General features: G+C 69.5%; 17 protein-coding genes and 1 riboswitch. Of the genes, 2 read left to right on the forward strand and 15 right to left on the reverse strand.

What is annotated here, in order from left to right; all coding sequences use genetic code 11:
• Positions 1-127: 127 nt before the first annotated feature.
• From ACX80I_RS11655 to ACX80I_RS11685, 7 genes are all read right to left on the reverse strand, one after another.
• Positions 128-406 carry an HU family DNA-binding protein gene (locus tag ACX80I_RS11655; RefSeq protein ID WP_087074140.1) on the reverse strand — a complete coding sequence of 93 codons (279 nt, stop codon included), beginning with the start codon at positions 404-406 and terminating at the stop codon, positions 128-130.
• 420 nt (positions 407-826) lie between these two features.
• Positions 827-1,132 carry a 30S ribosomal protein S14 gene (gene rpsN / locus ACX80I_RS11660; RefSeq protein ID WP_087074136.1) on the reverse strand — a complete coding sequence of 102 codons (306 nt, stop codon included), beginning with the start codon at positions 1,130-1,132 and terminating at the stop codon, positions 827-829.
• Positions 1,133-1,134: 2 nt separating this feature from the next.
• Positions 1,135-1,302 (reverse strand): 50S ribosomal protein L33, encoded by a 168-nt coding sequence (gene rpmG, locus ACX80I_RS11665; protein WP_019481734.1) that lies wholly within the window; start codon positions 1,300-1,302, stop codon positions 1,135-1,137.
• Positions 1,302-1,538 carry a 50S ribosomal protein L28 gene (rpmB, locus tag ACX80I_RS11670; protein ID WP_043441573.1) on the reverse strand — a complete coding sequence of 79 codons (237 nt, stop codon included), beginning with the start codon at positions 1,536-1,538 and terminating at the stop codon, positions 1,302-1,304. The genes rpmG and rpmB overlap by 1 nt, the downstream gene beginning before the upstream one ends.
• 305 nt (positions 1,539-1,843) lie before the next feature.
• Positions 1,844-2,986: a glucose-1-phosphate adenylyltransferase family protein gene (locus tag ACX80I_RS11675; RefSeq protein ID WP_459345291.1), complete on the reverse strand. Its 1,143-nt coding sequence runs from the start codon at positions 2,984-2,986 to the stop codon at positions 1,844-1,846.
• A 22-nt stretch (positions 2,987-3,008) separates the two neighbouring features.
• Entirely contained in the window at positions 3,009-3,578 is a 570-nt protein-coding gene (locus tag ACX80I_RS11680) for a MarR family winged helix-turn-helix transcriptional regulator (RefSeq protein WP_459345292.1), read from the reverse strand.
• A gap of 97 nt (positions 3,579-3,675) precedes the next feature.
• Positions 3,676-4,458, reverse strand: coding sequence for an SGNH/GDSL hydrolase family protein (locus ACX80I_RS11685; protein ID WP_459345293.1), 783 nt, complete (start codon positions 4,456-4,458; stop codon positions 3,676-3,678).
• Positions 4,459-4,539: 81 nt separating this feature from the next.
• Here ACX80I_RS11685 and ACX80I_RS11690 point away from each other — a divergent pair, with 81 nt between their 5' ends.
• Positions 4,540-5,547, forward strand: coding sequence for a diacylglycerol/lipid kinase family protein (locus ACX80I_RS11690; RefSeq protein ID WP_459345294.1), 1,008 nt, complete (start codon positions 4,540-4,542; stop codon positions 5,545-5,547).
• An 18-nt stretch (positions 5,548-5,565) separates the two neighbouring features.
• Here the strand turns inward: ACX80I_RS11690 and ACX80I_RS11695 are convergent, their stop codons facing one another.
• The 7 genes from ACX80I_RS11695 to ACX80I_RS11725 all read right to left on the reverse strand — a co-directional run bounded on the left by ACX80I_RS11695 (position 5,566) and on the right by ACX80I_RS11725 (position 13,136).
• Positions 5,566-6,327, reverse strand: a complete 762-nt coding sequence (locus ACX80I_RS11695) for a M23 family metallopeptidase (RefSeq protein WP_459345295.1) — start codon at positions 6,325-6,327, stop codon at positions 5,566-5,568.
• Between the two features lie 3 nt (positions 6,328-6,330).
• Positions 6,331-6,529: riboswitch (cyclic di-AMP (ydaO/yuaA leader) on the reverse strand.
• A gap of 170 nt (positions 6,530-6,699) precedes the next feature.
• Complete coding sequence (locus ACX80I_RS11700; RefSeq protein ID WP_459345296.1) at positions 6,700-7,749, reverse strand: siderophore-interacting protein; 1,050 nt, start codon at positions 7,747-7,749, stop codon at positions 6,700-6,702.
• A complete protein-coding gene (locus ACX80I_RS11705) occupies positions 7,746-8,660 on the reverse strand; it encodes an ABC transporter ATP-binding protein (RefSeq protein WP_459345297.1) in 915 nt (304 codons plus the stop codon). The genes ACX80I_RS11700 and ACX80I_RS11705 overlap by 4 nt, the downstream gene beginning before the upstream one ends.
• A gap of 2 nt (positions 8,661-8,662) precedes the next feature.
• Complete coding sequence (locus ACX80I_RS11710; protein ID WP_459345430.1) at positions 8,663-9,601, reverse strand: FecCD family ABC transporter permease; 939 nt, start codon at positions 9,599-9,601, stop codon at positions 8,663-8,665.
• 143 nt (positions 9,602-9,744) lie between these two features.
• Positions 9,745-10,809, reverse strand: a complete 1,065-nt coding sequence (locus ACX80I_RS11715; RefSeq protein WP_459345298.1) for a FecCD family ABC transporter permease — start codon at positions 10,807-10,809, stop codon at positions 9,745-9,747.
• Positions 10,810-10,929: 120 nt separating this feature from the next.
• The gene (locus ACX80I_RS11720) at positions 10,930-11,940 is read right to left on the reverse strand and encodes a glutathione S-transferase family protein (protein WP_459345299.1); all 1,011 of its coding nucleotides are present in this window, start codon (positions 11,938-11,940) and stop codon (positions 10,930-10,932) included.
• Positions 11,941-12,017: 77 nt separating this feature from the next.
• A complete protein-coding gene (locus tag ACX80I_RS11725) occupies positions 12,018-13,136 on the reverse strand; it encodes a YihY/virulence factor BrkB family protein (RefSeq protein ID WP_459345300.1) in 1,119 nt (372 codons plus the stop codon).
• 119 nt (positions 13,137-13,255) lie between these two features.
• Here ACX80I_RS11725 and ACX80I_RS11730 point away from each other — a divergent pair, with 119 nt between their 5' ends.
• The gene (locus tag ACX80I_RS11730) at positions 13,256-14,347 is read left to right on the forward strand and encodes an NAD-dependent epimerase/dehydratase family protein (protein ID WP_459345301.1); all 1,092 of its coding nucleotides are present in this window, start codon (positions 13,256-13,258) and stop codon (positions 14,345-14,347) included.
• A 40-nt stretch (positions 14,348-14,387) separates the two neighbouring features.
• Here the strand turns inward: ACX80I_RS11730 and ACX80I_RS11735 are convergent, their stop codons facing one another.
• Entirely contained in the window at positions 14,388-16,412 is a 2,025-nt protein-coding gene (locus tag ACX80I_RS11735) for a sensor histidine kinase (protein WP_459345302.1), read from the reverse strand.
• Positions 16,413-16,564: the final 152 nt, after the last annotated feature.

Here is a 16,564-nt window from a genome sequence, read left to right on the forward strand (position 1 = left end):
AAAATAGGGCTAATCTCCGGGCGTTCCACGGAAGGCGATGGCGATGGCCGCAGCAGGGCAGCACGGGACGACGAAGGACCGCTGCCAGAACGGCAGCGGTCCTTCGAGGCACGTACTACGTGATGGACTACTTGGCGGAAGCCTTGAGCTTCGAACCGGCGGTCAGCTTGACGCTGTGGCCGGCGGCGATCTGGATGGTCTCACCGGTCTGGGGGTTGCGTCCGGTGCGGGCTGCACGGCTGGTGCGCTCGACAGCGAGCCACCCGGGAATGGTGATCTTCTCGTCCTTGGCGATGGACTCGGCGAAGACGTCGAACAGCGCGTCGAGGACGCTGTTGACTGACGCCTGGCTGGTGTCAGCCTTCGCTGCTACCTCGGCAACAAGTTCACTACGGTTTTTAGCCAATTTAGGTCCTCCTGGACGTCACTCTTCTGAACGAGCTTTCCACGGTATACGGAAAGCCTCTGTCCGAAAACCTATCAGCTTGGACGCCCCGCCCCGCGTGTTTGCGCGGCTTTTCGGCTTAAACACGACCATTTCGAGGATGTTTCGGGCCTGCGGGCCGCCGTGTGGGTTCCTCCCCGGTGGCTGCTCCTCCGAGGACGGCGTCCTAGCACCGCCGAGATGCCGTCCTCGGTTGAACCTCTGACCCTCGGTGAGAGGCACGCCACGGAATCCGGGGCACACGGCAGGCAGTGCCCGGGAATTGCAGGGCGCGTTCCGGCGGAGAGAACGAAGAAGCCGGCAACCCGAGGGTTGCCGGCTTCTCTGCTCACCGCGCGAGGCGGTGGGGAGTGCTGTGGGACGGGAGTGTCCCGGGGGCTGCTACCAGCTCGACTTGGTCACGCCGGGCAGTTCGCCCTTGTGCGCCATGTCGCGGAAGCGGATACGCGAGATACCGAACTTCTGGATGGTGCCACGGGGGCGGCCATCGATCTGGTCGCGGTTGCGCAGGCGTACCGGCGAGGCGTTGCGGGGAAGCTTCTGCAGGCCGAGGCGTGCTGCTTCGCGTGCTTCATCGGTGGCGTTCTCGTCGACGAGAGTCTTCTTGAGCTCGAGGCGCTTGGCCGCGTAGCGCTCGACGATGACCTTGCGCTGCTCGTTACGAGCAATCTTTGACTTCTTGGCCATGTTTAGCGCTCCTCTCGGAATTCGACGTGCTTGCGGATCTTCGGGTCGTACTTCATCAGGACCATGCGGTCCGGATCGTTACGACGGTTCTTGCGCGTCACGTAGGTGTAGCCCGTACCAGCGGTGGACTTCAGCTTGATGATCGGACGTACGTCCTTGTCCTTTGCCATTAGAGCTTCACTCCCCTCGCGAGGATGGACGCCACGACAGCGTCGATGCCGCGGACGTCAATCGTCTTGATGCCGCGGGCGGAGACCTGCAGCGTCACGTTGCGGCGCAGGGAAGGCACGTAGTAGCGCTTCTTCTGAATGTTGGGGTCGAACCGGCGCTTGTTGCGGCGGTGCGAGTGCGAAATGCTGTGTCCAAAGCCGGGCTCGGCTCCGGTCACTTGGCAGTGGGCTGCCATAACTCTCCTCCAGATTAGATGAACGTGACGGAATCACTTGTTGAGCGTCCCGCCACCAGTAATGACACCGTTATTACTGCAGCTTTCCGGAGGTTGACCTGGCAGGGTGAGAACCTGCCGAAGCGCCTCGCCGCGGGGAAGACGGTGAAGATTAGGCGGGCGCGGCCTTGCGGCCGGCACAGCCTTAAATTCTAGGTAGTCACGGGTAGCTGGGCAAATCCCGGCCCGTCCTGGAACGGGTCGGCATCGGCCACAGCCAAACGCCCTACCATACTACCGACAGGATCCGGCTCGACCAAACCGGGTCAGTCAGTGCGCCGCCCGTCCCGGTCGACGACGGCGGGAGCGTCCGGTCCGGCGCCCACGCGCTGCCCGGAGACGTCGGCACCCGAGTCGATGATCGCGTTCCTCACGTGCGCGCCCTCCCTCACCCGGACCCGGTTCAGCAGGACGGAGTCCTCGACGACGGCGCCGGCCTCGACCGTGGCCCCGGAGCCGATCACGCTCCTGCGGACGGTCCCGTACACCGCCGCGCCGGGGGCCAGGAGGGAATCGGCCACGACGGCGCCCTCCCCGAGGAAGGCCGGAACCACCTGCGGGGGCTCCGTGAGGATGGGCCAGTCCGGGTCCGCGAGGTCCAGGCCCTTGCCGTCCACCAGGTCGAGGTGGGCCCGCAGGTAGTTTGCCGGCGTGCCGAGGTCCCGCCAGTACCCCTCGAGCCTGTGCTCGACGACGGATCCCCGCTCGACGAGGTGCGGCACGAGGTGGTGACCGTAGTCCCCGAGCCCGTCCCGGTCGTCCTGCAGGTGTCCGAGCGCATCGAGGAGCGTCGCTGCCGTGTAGAGGAAGACCTCCGCCGCGACGATCCTCGTCTGCGGCTCCTCGGGCTTGTAGGCGAAACCTGTCACCCTGCCGTCGTCGTCCACCGCGACGACGCCGTGGTTGGAGGCGTCGCCGTCGAAATCGACCGTGACCATGGTCAGGGCCGCCCCCGTACGGAGATGGGTGTCGACGACGTCGCGGTAGTCCAGGCGGTACAGGTGGTCGGAGCTCAGCACCAGGACCAGATCCGGCGCGAAGTCGCGGATGAAGGCGGCCTGGCGGAGCAGGCCGTCGGCGTTCCCCTCGGCGAATCCCTCCCCCTCGTGGCCGCTGAAGGGAGGCAGCACCAGCAGCCCGCCGCGCGTACGGTCGAGGTCCCAGGGCCGGCCGTTGCGGAGGTGGTCGTTGATGGTCTTGGGCTGGTACTGCTCCATGACCCAGACATCGGAGATCCCGCTGTGGTGCAGGTTCGACAGGGAGACGTCGATCAGCCGGAAGCTGCCGGCCAGGGGCATGGCCGGTTTGGCCCGGTGGTGGGTCAGGGCGCCGAGGCGCCCTCCCGCTCCACCCGCCAGCACGATCGCGAGGATGCGGGGCTGGTGCCCGAACTGTGCGCGCTGGTCCATCTGCCGTCCTTGTCCTGCCGGGTCACTGCCCGGTGGTGAGTGCCTCATGATCGGAGGCCGGTCCCCCGTGGAGGGAGGGGGACGCGGGACCCAGAACGGCGGCCTCGGCCGCCGCTTCGCCGTCGGACAGGATCCAGTGGGCGCCGTCCATACCCCGGAGGATCTTGCGGCCCACCCTCTCCAGGTCCGCGACGTCCTGTCCGTCCAGGGCGTCGAACACCGTGGAGCGGACCTGCGCGACGTGGGACACGGCGAGTTCGGTGAGCGTCTCGAGCCCTGCAGGGGTGAGCGAGGCCGTGGTCACGCGCCCATCGGAGTCGGAGGGCAGCCTCGTGACCCAGCCCCGGGCCTCCAGCTTCTTCACCACGTGGCTCAGGCGTGAGAGCGACGCCGCCGAGCGGGCGGCGAGTTCGCTCATGGGCAGGCGCGTCCCTTCCGACTCGGAGAGCATCGCCAGCACGTGGTAGTCGAACAGGGTGATCCGGGCCTCACGGAACAGCTGGGCGTCGAGGGATGCCGGGAGCAGGGCCGTCAGCGCGTAGAGAGCCAGCCATGCCCGCCGCTCGTCGGGTGTGAGCCATTGCGCCGCCATCCGCTCATTCTGGCACACGCCCTCCCCTGCCCCGTAGAGGGCCTCCGGCCCCCTCGCCGGGTTGCGGCTGGGGCGGGGACCGTACTCGCGCAGGCCCTCAGGCCCGGGTGGATGCCCGGTGCGGGTGGACCGGGACGGGGTACTTCGCGGTCAGGGCATCTCCGGAGGAGACTCCGCGCAGGCGCCTGCCGACCCACGGCGTGACGTATTCGCGCGCCCACTGCGCATCCGCCCGCAGCTGCTCCATCCGCCGAAGGGCCGGGCGCGCATCGAGCTCCGGCAGGTCGATGGCATGCGAGGCCTTCATGGCCTCTAGGACCCGGGCGGCCATGAGCGTGTGTCCCGCCGTGGACATGTGCATCCGGTCGACGTCCCAGTACCTCCAGTCCTGGAACTCGCGCAGGCGCCAGTAGTCGACGATCGTGGCCTCGCGCCTGTCCGCGATCTCACGCACCCACTCGTTGTACACCGCGGTGCGCCCGCGGGTCTTGCCGAAGACGGCCGACCCCGAGGTATCGAAGCCGGTGAAGAGCACGACGTCGGCTCCCGCGTCGCGGAGCCTGCCGATGCCGTCGTCGTAGGAGGACATCAGCCGGTCGATGTCCACCCGGGGGCGCAGGATGTCGTTGGCGCCGGCGTAGAGGGTGACGAGCGTCGGCTCGAGCGCCAAAGCCGCGTCGACCTGCTCGTCGAGGATCTGGCGCATCTTCTTGCCGCGGATGGCGAGGTTCGCGTAGCCCCAGGACTCGTCGGCCAGGATGAGCTGCTCGGCCACCCGGTCGGCCCAGCCACGGACACCGTTGGGGGACCCCGGGTCCCAGTCACCCACCCCTTCGGTGAAGGAATCGCCAAGGGCCACATAACGCTGGGGAAAGGTCACCGTCAAAGATTACCCTCGGCACCGACGGCCCCCGGGATAAGCTCGACGGAGCCATCCGTTGACACCCGCACGAAGGACATCATGCCCGACGCATCCCCCGACGCGACTCCGGACGCGACTCCGGACACGGCTCCGGACACCGGATCGCGCGGCCGACGTGCCGCGCTCATCATCAATCCCATCAAGGTCACCACCGTCGACGTGCAGGGCGCTGTCCAGCGCATCTCCGCCGAGGACGGCTGGGAGGAGCCCCTGGTCATCGAGACCACCGCGGACGACCCCGGGCACGGCCAGGCACGCGAGGCCCTCGACGCCGGAGTGGACCTCGTGATCGCGGCAGGCGGGGACGGCACGGTGCGCTGCGTGGCCGAGGAACTCGCGGGGACCGGCACCATGATGGCCCTCGTCCCGCTGGGCACCGGCAACCTGCTGGCCCGCAACCTCGACATCGCCATCGACGATCCGGATGCCGCCGTCGAGGCCGCTTTCCGCGGGACCGAGCGCACCATCGACGTGGTGCACGTGACGGTGGACCGGGCGCAGGACGCGCACGTGTTCCTGGTCATGGCCGGCATCGGGTACGACGCCGCCATCATGTCGGACACGCGCGACGACCTGAAGGACAAGGTGGGCTGGCTGGCCTACGTCGACGCCGGGATCCGCAACCTGCCGGGCAGGCCGGCGCGCACCACCATCTCGGTGGACGGCGGCAGGTCCTTCGAGCGCCGCTTGCGCAGCGTGATGGGCGGCAACTGCGGCAAGATCATGGGCGGCCTCGAGATCTTCCCGGGCGCGAAGATCGACGACGGCCTGATGGACCTCATGACCCTGGCACCCCGGGGGAAGTTCGGCTGGCTCGCCGTCGCCGGGAAGCTGTTCACCCGCGGCAAGGGCAAGGACCCATCCCTGGAGTACTTCCAGTGCCGCACGGCCGAGGTCACGCTGCACGAACCGCTGGAGGTGCAGCTCGACGGCGATCCCCTCGGCAAGGCCACGCACATGGCGTTCGAGGTGAAGCCGGATTCGCTGCGCCTGCGGATGCCGCTGGGGTACAAGGACCCCGCCGTCGTCAGTGAGCCGCTGCCCTAGCAGGGGAGGATCGGCCGGCTACAGCCAGGGCTTCGGGTCGACCTTCTTGTCGTCGACCATCACCTCGAAGTGGAGGTGGCAGCCGGTGGAGTTCCCGGTGCTGCCGACCGCCCCGAGGGCTTCCCCGCGCTTCACCGTGGTGCCGGCCGGCACGTCGAGGGCGCTCAGGTGGTTGTAGGTGGTCTTCAGGCCGTCGCCGTGGTCGACCACGATGCGCTGGCCCCCGCCGTAGGCATGCCAGCCGGAGTCGACGACGGTGCCGGCATCCGCTGCCTTGACCGGCGTCCCGCAGGCGCCGGCGAAGTCCAGGCCCTCGTGGAGTTCGTCCGAGGCCCCACTCACGGGGTTGACGCGGTAGCCGAAGGTGGAGGCAACGACCGGGTTGTCCACCGGAGCCCCGAAGGCCTTGCGGTCCTGGAGCGCGGGAGTGAGTTCGGCGGAGAGGGCCCGGGCACTCGCGATGGCCGGGGCGACACCCTCCACCGCCCGACCGGCACCCTCGAGGGTGAAGGTCACCGGCGCTTCCGCAGCAGCCGTGACGGCCTGCATGCCTGCTGCAGGGGTGGCCGCCGTCGTTGCCGAGGGTGCGACGGCACCCAGCAGCAGTCCCGCCGAGGCAATGAAGAGGCCGGCCGTAGCGGCGTTTCCGCGCAGTCGCGCGAACGCCGTCGTACCTCCGGCTCTTTCGTGCCGGAGGTCGCGGCGCGTCGGCTGCGAAACCCACTGAAGGGCGCGATCGTCGGAGGCGCGATGGCGCTCGGGCAGAACGGTATGGAGCAACTGCTTACCTCTCTGGAACGCCGGCGAAGTTAGCTGTCGGATTCGAGCAAGAGTTGACTCGGCCCCTCTGCGCGGCCCTCCACCGCGGGAATGCCGCAGGCGGGGCCGGACTAGCATGGAAGGGCTTCACCCCGAGGCGGTTCAAGCCGCCGGAACGTGGGTCCTCCACCCCTGTCACAGTGTGTTCAGGCGGTCCGCTGACAGGGTTAGGCGTACGGACCTGGATCTGGAATCCAGCTTTGACTGCTTAAAACAGTAGGTCAGAGCGCACGAAGTTACAATTTCGTTATCGCATCTGGGGATAAATGTGATAAAGGTCGCCCGATACCCGACGTGGTGCAGGAAGCGGTCCGGAACGGTTCGACGGCTGGATCAGGCCAGTTCCGCGCGCCCCTTGCGCCAGTAGCCCATGAACGCGACCTGCTTCCGGTCCACGCCCACGTCCCGCACCAGGTAGCGCCGCAGCCCGCGCACGACGGCAGCCTCACCGGCGATCCACGCGTAGAAGGGCTGCGTGCCGGAGGGGCGCCCGGGATTGACCGTCGACTGCACGACGGCCGCGTCGAGCAGCTGCGGGGTCTCCCAGAGGATGGTCCCGTCGACATCGACATCCTCGGGCTCGCTTCCCCCCTGGACATCCGGGCCCGAGAGCGACACCCATCCCGGCACGCGCACCGCGTCCCGCACGGCTGCCTCCAGCAATTCGCCGTGCGGCTTCCCCGCCCGGGCCAGCCAGGTGACGGTCACCGCCGACCGCGTCGCGATCGGCTGGACGTCCTGCAGGTCCGGGACCTCGAGGAACGCGGAGCCGCTGATGTCCTCGGGGAGTGCCTCGAGGATGGCGCTGATGGCCGGTACTGCCGTCTCGTCCCCGGCGAGGAGGACGTGCTGGGCGAGGCCGGGGCTCCACTCGATGCCTCCGTACGCACCCGCCGTCCTGCACTGCGCCGCTGACGCGTTGGGGCCGATCATGCAGACCCGGTCGCCGGGCCGGGCAGCCGCGGCCCACTCCGACGCCGGGCCGCCGCGACCGTCGTCGTCGAGGTGCAGGACGAAGTCGACGTCGATCTCCGTCCGCGGGCCCCGCCGGCGCGCGGTGCGCACGGTGTAGGTGCGCATGAACCCGCGCTCCTCCGCCTCCATGCCGAGCCACAGCTGGTACCAGTTCGATGCGTTCCCGCGCTCCATGAGGCCTGCGATATCGGGGCACGGCCGGCCGGCCGACGGGATGATGACCTTGATCCGGAGGTCGAGGCTGTCCCCGGCCACCCCGAACGCCTCGAGGCACGCACCGCCGAAGGTGATGCGCCGGAAGGTGGCACCGAGGTCCTGCACGGCCGTGACGACGACGTCGAACGCCAGCACCATCGGTTCGGTGTCGGCGGCGGTACGCCGCGCGCTGCGCCGGGTCATCTCGGTCATGATGCTGCCTCCACGGGGGCCGGAACGGTGTCCTGGGGATTGGGTCGGTAGCACCGGGCCTGCTCGCCGGCGGGGGACGTCCGGGCACGGACGGGCGACGGGCCGTGGTACCTGCCGATGGGAACCACCATGGGTGTGCCGGACACGGGATCCTCGACGACCCGGCACTCCAGGTCGAACACGCCGGACACCGTCTCCTGGGTGACGACGGCGGCCGGCGGCCCCTCGGCCACGATCCGGCCGTCCCGCATGGCGATCAGGTGGTCGGCGTAGCGCGCGGCCAGGTTGAGATCGTGCAGCACCATGACGACGGTGGTGCCCGAACGCCGGTTGAGGTCGGTGATCAGGTCGAGGACCTCGATCTGGTGCGTGACGTCGAGGAAGGTGGTGGGCTCGTCGAGGAGCAGGATCCCCGTCTGCTGGGCGAGGGCCATGGCGATCCACACGCGCTGGCGCTGCCCGCCGCTCAGCTCGTCCACCGTACGGTCGGCGAGGGCGAGCGTGCCCGTGGCCTCGAGGGCGCTCGCCACGGCGTCGTCGTCCTCGGGCGTCCACTGGCGGAACCAGCCCTGGTGGGGGTACCGGCCCCGACCCACGAGGTCGGCGACGCTGATGCCGTCCGGAGCGACCGGGGTCTGCGGGAGAAGCCCGAGGACGCGTGCGACGGCCTTCGTGGGCTGCTCCTGGATGTCCGACCCGTTGAGCACCACGGTGCCCCCGGCCGGCTTGAGCAGCCGTGCGAGCCCGCGCAGCAGCGTCGACTTGCCGCACGCGTTCGCGCCGACGATCACCGTGACCCGTCCGGGCGGCAGGTCGACGGAGAGGGCGTCGACGACGGTGCGCTCGTCGTAGGCGAGCGTGAGGTCCTCGGCGGACAGTGCCGCCGCTCCGGGGTCCTGGCGCGGAGCCATTGTCAGCCTCCCTGGCCTGATCGGTTCGCCGTGGCGAGCAGCCACAGCAGGAACGGCGCCCCGAGCGCGCCGGTGACGACGCCGACGGGCAGCGACGTCCCGGGAACGAGGTTCGCGGCGACGAAGTCCGCCGCGAGGACGATGACGGCACCCACGAGGGCCGCCATCGTCAGCGACGGTCGGTTGCCGAGCAGCCGGCGTGCGATCGGCCCGGACAGAAAGGCGACGGAGGCGATCGGCCCGGCCGCGGCGGTGGCGACCGCCGCGAGGGCGACGGCGGTGGACATCAGTCCCAGCCGCGACGCCTCGACGCGTACCCCGAGACCGGCTGCGGCGTCGTCGCCCAGCTCCAGGCCCTGCAGGCTGCGCGAGAGGACGGCCGTGGCGGGCAGGAGGAACGCCAGGGCGGCAGCCAGCACGGTGGCGCGGTCCCAGTTGCTCGCATTGAGCGAGCCGGTGAGCCAGAGCAGCGCTTCGGTCGCCGTGCGGAGATCGGTGCGGGTGATCAGGAAACTCACCAGCGCGTGCATCAGCGCCGCGCACCCGATGCCGACGAGGATGAGCCGGTAGCCGGCCACTCCCCCGCGGCGTGCGATGAGGTAGATCGCCGCGGCGACCACCAGCGCGCCGGTGAGCGCCGAGAGTGACACCGCGGCGCCCGCGGCCCCGAAGAGGACGATGGCCGTGACGGCGGAGGCGCTCGCCCCGTAGCTGATGCCGATGATGTCCGGACTCGCCAGCGGGTTCCGCAGCATCGTCTGGAAGACCGCGCCGGCGACGCCGAAGGCCAGGCCCACCAGGACGCCGGTCACGGCGCGGGGCAGCTTGTTCTCGAGGACGATGAAGCTGGCCCCGGGGATGTCGGCGCCGCCGAGGATCCGGAAGAAGTCGGGGATGGTCACAGTGTAGGAGCCGAGCAGGACGGTGACGGCGAACAGCACGACGACGACGCCCGCGGCGGCACCGACGCGGACACCGTTGCTCCGTCGGCGGCGCGCGCGGACGAGCGCGAGCCGGGCGGCCGGGGCGGCCGGGGCGGCCGGAGGAGTGAACGGGGAACCGGGGCTGCGGTGGAGCGAGGTACTCACAGCTGCGCCATCCTTCGCCAGCGCACGAGCCAGATGAAGAAGGGGGCGCCGACCACGGCCGTCATGATGCCCACCTGCACCTCGCCCGGCGGCAGGATGACCCGGCCGAGGATGTCGGCCCCCAGCAGCAGGACGGGTCCGAGAAGTGCGGAGAACGGCAGGATCCAGCGGTAGTCCGCCCCGACCGCGAGCCGCACCATATGCGGGATCACGAGGCCCACGAAGGCGACCGGTCCGGCAGCGGCCGTTGCCGCGCCGCACAGGACCACGACGCCCAGTGCTGTGACGCCACGCGCCAGGTGCACGTTCTGGCCGAGTCCGCGCGCGACGTCGTCGCCCAGCGCCAGACTGTTGAGGACCTTGCCCGTTCCGAGGGTCAGCACGAGTCCTCCGAGGAGGAACGGGGCCACGGCGGCGATGACGTCCCACCCCCGCCCGGACAGCGTGCCGACCTGCCAGAAGCGGAAGGCATCCAGGGTCTCCTGGCTCGAGACGAGGACGGCGTTCGTGAGGCTCGCGAGTCCCGCCGCCAGTGCGGCGCCGGCGAGGGCGAGCTTCACCGGCGTCGCGCCCTCACGGCCTAGGCTCGCCACGGCGTAGACGGCGAGCGCCGCGGCGCCCGCGCCGGCGAAGGCGAACCAGATGTAGCCGGAGGCACTGCTGAGCCCGAAGAGGTAGATGCCGACGACGACCGCGAGCGAGGCCCCGGCGTTGAGCCCGAGGATGCCGGGGTCCGCGAGCGGGTTCCGGGCGATGCCCTGCAGGGCGGCGCCGGCGGTCGCCAGCGCTGCGCCGACGAGCAGCCCGACGACGGTCCGGGGGACGCGGGAGAGCACGACGGCCTGGTCGCCGTTGGCGGGATCGAAGGCGGTGACGGCGTCGATCATCGTGGGAAGGCCCACGGAACGGGCCCCGATGGTGAGCGAGGCGAGGCAGCATGCGAGGAGGACCACCGCCGCGAGAAGGAGTTTCACCAGGGCCCGCCGCGTTGAGGACCGGCGGACGGCGGGGCGGGAATCCCCGGCGGGCGCGGGGCGCAGGGAGGAGGCCTGGACTGCCATGGAGCCTCCCTCAGACGGACGATCGGTCTGAAGTAAGGCTAGCCTATGCTCCGTGCCATTAAGAAACGAGTTTGTTCCCTAATGCCCCGCGGCAGGGCCGCCGCGAATGCCGCGGCAGCCCTACGCGCCGGCGGGCGGCGTCCCGTCCCCGAAGGGCCGTCCGCCGAGGGACTCCCGGCCGTGCGCCGTGGTCCACCCCGCCAGGTCCGGGCCCTTGGGCACGATCCCGGTCGGATTGATGTCCTCGTGGACGATGTAGTAGTGCTTCTTGATCTGCTCGAAGTCGATCGTGTCACCGAACCCCGGGGTCTGGAACAGGTCCCGGGCGTACCCCCAGAGCGCGGGCATCTCAGTGAGCTTGTTCCGGTTGCACTTGAAGTGGCCGTGGTAGACGGGATCGAAGCGGACCAGTGTCGTGAACAGTCGGACGTCGGCCTCCGTGATGGTGTCCCCGACGAAGAACCGCTGCGTGGACAGGCGGCCCTCGAGCCAGTCCAGGGCCGTGAACAGCCGGTCGTAGGCGGCGTCGTAGGCCTTCTGGGAGCCCGCGAAACCGCAGCGGTACACGCCGTTGTTCACCTCGGTGAACACCCGCCTGTTGACGGTGTCGATCTCCCCGCGGAGCTCCTCCGGGTACAGGTCCGGCGCGCCCTCGCGGTGGAAGTCCTTCCACTCGCTGGAGAAGTCGAGCGTGATCTGCGGGAAGTTGTTGGTCACCACCGCACCCGTGGTGGTGTCCACGATCGCCGGGACCGTGATGCCGCGCGAGTAGCCGGGATCGCGCTTGAAGAACGCCTCCTGCAGCCGCTCGATGCCGAGCACAGGGTCGCGGCCGTCCGGGTCGAGGTCGAAGGTCCAGGAGCGGCTGTCGTGCGTGGGCCCCGGCGTGCCGAGGGAGATGGCGTCCTCGAGTCCGAGGAGCCGCCGGACGATGATGGCGCGGTTGGCCCAGGGGCAGGCCCGGGCGGCGATGAGGCGGTAGCGCCCGGCCTCAACCGGGTAGCCGTCGGCGCCGTCGCGCGTGATCCTCGTCTCGATGTACTGGGTGTCGCGGGTGAACTCCTCCCCGGAGGTCACGTAGGACCCTTTGGTGCTGTGCTCGGACGTGTCAGCCTGCTGGGTGTCGGACATACCGCCAGTCTAGGACGGCGGACATGCAGGAGGCCCGGCCGTTGACACGTCCGGGCCTCCTGTGCGTCGAGGGTCGCCTACCGTCCGGCGGCCTCGCGACCGTACTTCTCGCGCAGCTCGCGTCCCGCGTTGACGAGCTTGCGGTGCTTCTCGTGCTTCTTTTCGGCGGCCTTGCTGTCGCGGGGCGGCAGCTGGATGCTGTCCTCGGCCTCGAGGCCTGCCTGAAGTTCACGGCCGCGTTCCGTCTCGGCGTCGAACTCGACACCGAACAGGAGCGACAGGTTCGCCAGCCAGATCCAGAGGAGCAGGACGATCACGCCGGCGATGGCGCCGTACGTCTTGTCGTAGTTGCCGAAATTCGCGACGTAGAGAGAGAACGCCGCCGTGGTGATCGCGAGGACGAGCAGGGCGATGAAACCGCCCAGGCTCATCCAGCGGAACTTGGGCTGCTTGATGTTCGGTGCACCGTAGTACAGCACGGCGATCATGAGCACGGCGAAGAACACGATGACGGGCCACTTGGCGATGTTCCAGATGGTGAGTGCGGTTCCACCGAGGCCGATGGTGTTCCCCACCGCTTCGGCAACCGGACCCGACAGGACGAGCATGAGGCCCATGATCACGATCAGCACGAGCACGACGACGGTGATGAGGAGCATCTGCGGGCGGAGCTTGAAGAAGCCACGGCCCTCCTCCACCTCGTACACCCGGTTCATGGCGCGGGAGAAGGCGTTGACATACCCCGAGGCCGACCAGATGGCACCCAGGAGGCCGATCACGAAGGTCAGCCCGGCCGCCTGGTTGGAGGCGAGGCCCTCGATCGTCGGCTTGATCGTCTTCACGGCGTCGGCCGGGGCGAACTGGCCGACGATCTCCAGGACTTGGTTCGTCGTGTTCTGGGCCTGACCGAACAGACCGAGGAGGGACAGCAGGGCGAGGATGCCCGGGAATATCGCGAGCACCGCATAGTAGGTCAGCGCGGCGGCCAGGTCGGTGCACTGGTCCTTGCCGAACTCGTTGAGCGACCGCTTGAAGATGTATTTCCAGGCCGGCTTCGCGACGTCACCCGGATCGTCGGGCTTGCGGGGATCATTGGGGTCGGGCGCGGCCTGCGCCTTCTTGCCCGCCTCACTCTGCGGGTCGCTGCTTACCCTGCTGTTACTGCTCACGGATTCCTCCCGGTCAGGCCCTGACATCGATGTCAGCCGCCATCGACGGCTGTACGTTTCCTTCCACTGCACCATAAGCTTACTTAGTAGTCCAGTTCGGATCAGCACACACCCCATCTCCCGCAACCGCCCGCCAGGAGTACAGCATGCGCATCGCAGTCATCGGCGCCACCGGAAACGTGGGCACGGCGGTCCTCTCCCGCCTCCAGCGGGCAGCCCGCGACCGGGAGGCGATCCAGCGGTCCGGCTACGACACGGCGGAGGACGCGGGCGGCATCTCGCTCACCGCGATCGCCCGTACCATCCCGGATACCGCGCAGGAACCCTACGACGGCGTGGACTGGCACGCCATCGACGTCGGGACGGACGAGGGCCGGGATGCCCTGACGCTCGCGCTCGCGGGGGTGGACGCCGTAATACACCTCGCCTGGGCTATCCAACCGAACCGGGACGAGGCCGCCATGCGCCGTACCAACGTCACCGGTACGGCCAACGCGCTCCACGCCGCCGGCACCGCCGGCGTGCGTCATTTCGTGTGTGCGTCCTCCGTCGCCGCCTATTCCCCCTCGGACAAGGACACCCGCAGGGACGAGTCCTGGCCGACCGACGGTGTGCAGTCTTCCCAGTACAGTCGCCAGAAAGCCGAGCAGGAACGCCTGCTGGATGGCTTCGAGCGGGACCACCCCGAGATCCGCGTGGCACGCCTGCGCCCCTCACTGATCTTCCAGGACCCCGCGGGCAGCGAGGTGGGCCGCTACTTCCTGGGGCCGCTCGTCCCGAAGATCCTGCTCGGCGGCCTGCCCCTGCCCCTCCTGCCGATCCCGTCGAGCTTCATCTTCCAGGCCGTCCACGCCGCGGACATCGCGGAGGCCTACTGGCGGGTGGTGGCGCGGCGCGCGTCCGGAGCGTTCAACATCGCCGCCGAGCCCGAACTGACACCGGAGCGCCTCGCCGACCTGCTCGGCGCGCGCCGAGTGATCGGACTACCGACACGCCTGCTGCGGTGGATCGTCGGCGCGAGTTGGAGGCTCCACATCCAGCGCACCGACCCGGGCTGGATCGACCTGGCGGCACAGAGCCCCGTCCTGGACACCACCAGGGCCAGGACGCAGCTGGGGTGGGAGGCACAGCATTCCTCGCGTGAGGCGATGGCCGAGATCCTGGCCGGGATACGCAGCGGCAGGGGCCACGCCGGCTCTCCCAAGATGTACCCGCGCCGGGCCCCGGACGCGACCTGACGCCGCGGCAGCCGGGAAGCCTCCGACGGCGGAGCGCAGCCTACGGCGCCGGGACCCGGGGGGCGTCGTCCGCGTCGACCAGTGGGATGCCCTCGGGTAGCTGATCCGGCGACCCCGGCAGGCTGACAGTGAATTCGGCGCCGCCCTCCTCCACGTTGCGGACCCTGATCCAGCCGCCGTGGCTCTCGGCGATGCGGCGGCAGATGGCAAGGCCGAGGCCCGTCCCCGTGGCCTGGCCGAGCCCGTTCTCCGAGCGGTGGAACTCCTCGAAAACGCGATCGAGATCGCCCTCGGGGATACCAATGCCGTTGTCGCGCACCTGGACGAGGGTCCTGCCGGTGGCCGGGTCGGCCGACGTCGCCACACTGACCCGTCCCGTGCCGTCGGTCCGCCCGTACTTCATGGCATTGCCCACGAGGTTCTCCATGAGCTGCAGGAAGAGGCGCTCGTCGGCGTAGACGGGGCGCGTCGCATCGACGTCGAACCGGACAGCGGGAAGCTGCGTGCCCGGGAGCACCGCCCGCAGGTCGAAGATGCCCTCGACCACGCGGGCCACGTCGACGCGGGAGGCCGTGAGCTTCTCCTCCTTGGCGAGGCTGTAGGCCAGGAGGTTGCGGATGAGATTGCGCATGCGGACGCTCGCCTGCTGCAGGCGCTCGATGCTGGCCTGCCGCTCGGCCGGCGGCAGGTCCGGATCCTCGAGCATCTCGAGCCACCCGTCGAAGACCGTGAGCGGCGTCAGGAGGTCGTGCGCCACGACGGACGCGAAGCGCCCGAGGTCGCGCTGGTACGCGCGCTCTTCGGTGACGTTGCGCATCACCACGACCGCGCCACGCTCACCGGGCAGGGGCATCGCGTCGACGGACAGGTGCAGTACCTCTCCGGAACAGTGCGTGAGGTCGATGTCCATCCGCTCCGTCACCGTCCCGTCCAGTGCGAGAAGCAGGGGATTGTCGGCCTCGTCGATCTGCCCTCCGCCGGGGGTTGTGGCCTCGTAGTCCCGCCGCCACACCTCACCGGGGCGGGCGGTCCCCGGGCCCAGCCAGCGTTCGCTCGCCGCGTTCTGGAAGATCAGCCGCTTGTCCGGTCCCGCGACGAGGACGCCATCGTTCATCCTGCCGATCACGAGGTCGCGGAGGTCCGCCGCGGCCCGCGCCTCCTCGTTGGCACTGTAGAGGCGGTCGATGAGGCGGCGCCGCTCGTCCATGCTGAGCGCCAGGACGGCGGACAGCGAGAACGCGATGAACATGAAGGACTGCGCCACGTAGGCGGAGACGTCGGCATCGAGGTCCTGGAAGGGACCGCGACCCGCAAGGGTGAAGAAGACCAGGAACGCGCCGCACACGAGGCCGTGCAGCATGGCCCATCCGGACCGGAGCCGGAGACCTGCCCACATGTGGGCGGGGATGGTCGTGTAGGCGATGGGCAGGGTGGCGCTCGCCCCGAACGTGGCGACGTAGAGGATCACGGAGGCCAGGACCAGGAGTGCGTACTCGCCACGTTGCGCGACGGTGAGGGGCGGGCGGGGACCGCCCGTCGCGCGGCTTCTGATGCTCGAAGCCGCCACGATCCCGAGGGAGCCGATCGCGGTCAGGGACACCGCGTGGCGTACCAGCCACGGAACGAAGGCGGAGAACGGCTCCACCGAGCCCTCCAGGGCGATGCCGACGACGATGAACAGCGCGCCGACCGAACAGGCGCCGAGGGCTATGACACCCAGACGGAGGTACTCCCCCACACTCTGCACGCGCAGGGCAGGGACCAGCCGACGGAAGAAGTAGGCGGCGACGGCGGTCTGCGCCACACTCCCCAGCGCCACGGCCAGGGCAAGGGTGACACTGAGGCCGGTCGAGAGGTTGACCGCGGCAAGGACGGGAACGGTCGCGGTCAGTGCAAGGGTGAGGTCGCGCCGCGACCTGGAGGCCCACAACCCCCAGAGGAAATTGATGCCCGCCGCGGGCCACACGAGGGCGAGGCCCGAGGACTCGAGGGTGCTGTGGCGTCCGAAGACGGCGGCCATGGCGAGCATCAGGGCGAACAGGATGTGGAGGGTCGCCGGGGACAACGCTGCCAGTCTTCCCGCGACCGCCTGCATCCGCCCCACGCCCATGCCCTTACCCGTTCAGAAGAATCCTGCCGCGGTCTGACCGGAACCGGCGGCGCGGGGCCGGAATTGGCCACCGCCGCTCAGCTTACTGGCTGGTACCTTCCTGCGTG

Source organism: Arthrobacter rhamnosi, assembly GCF_054510855.1.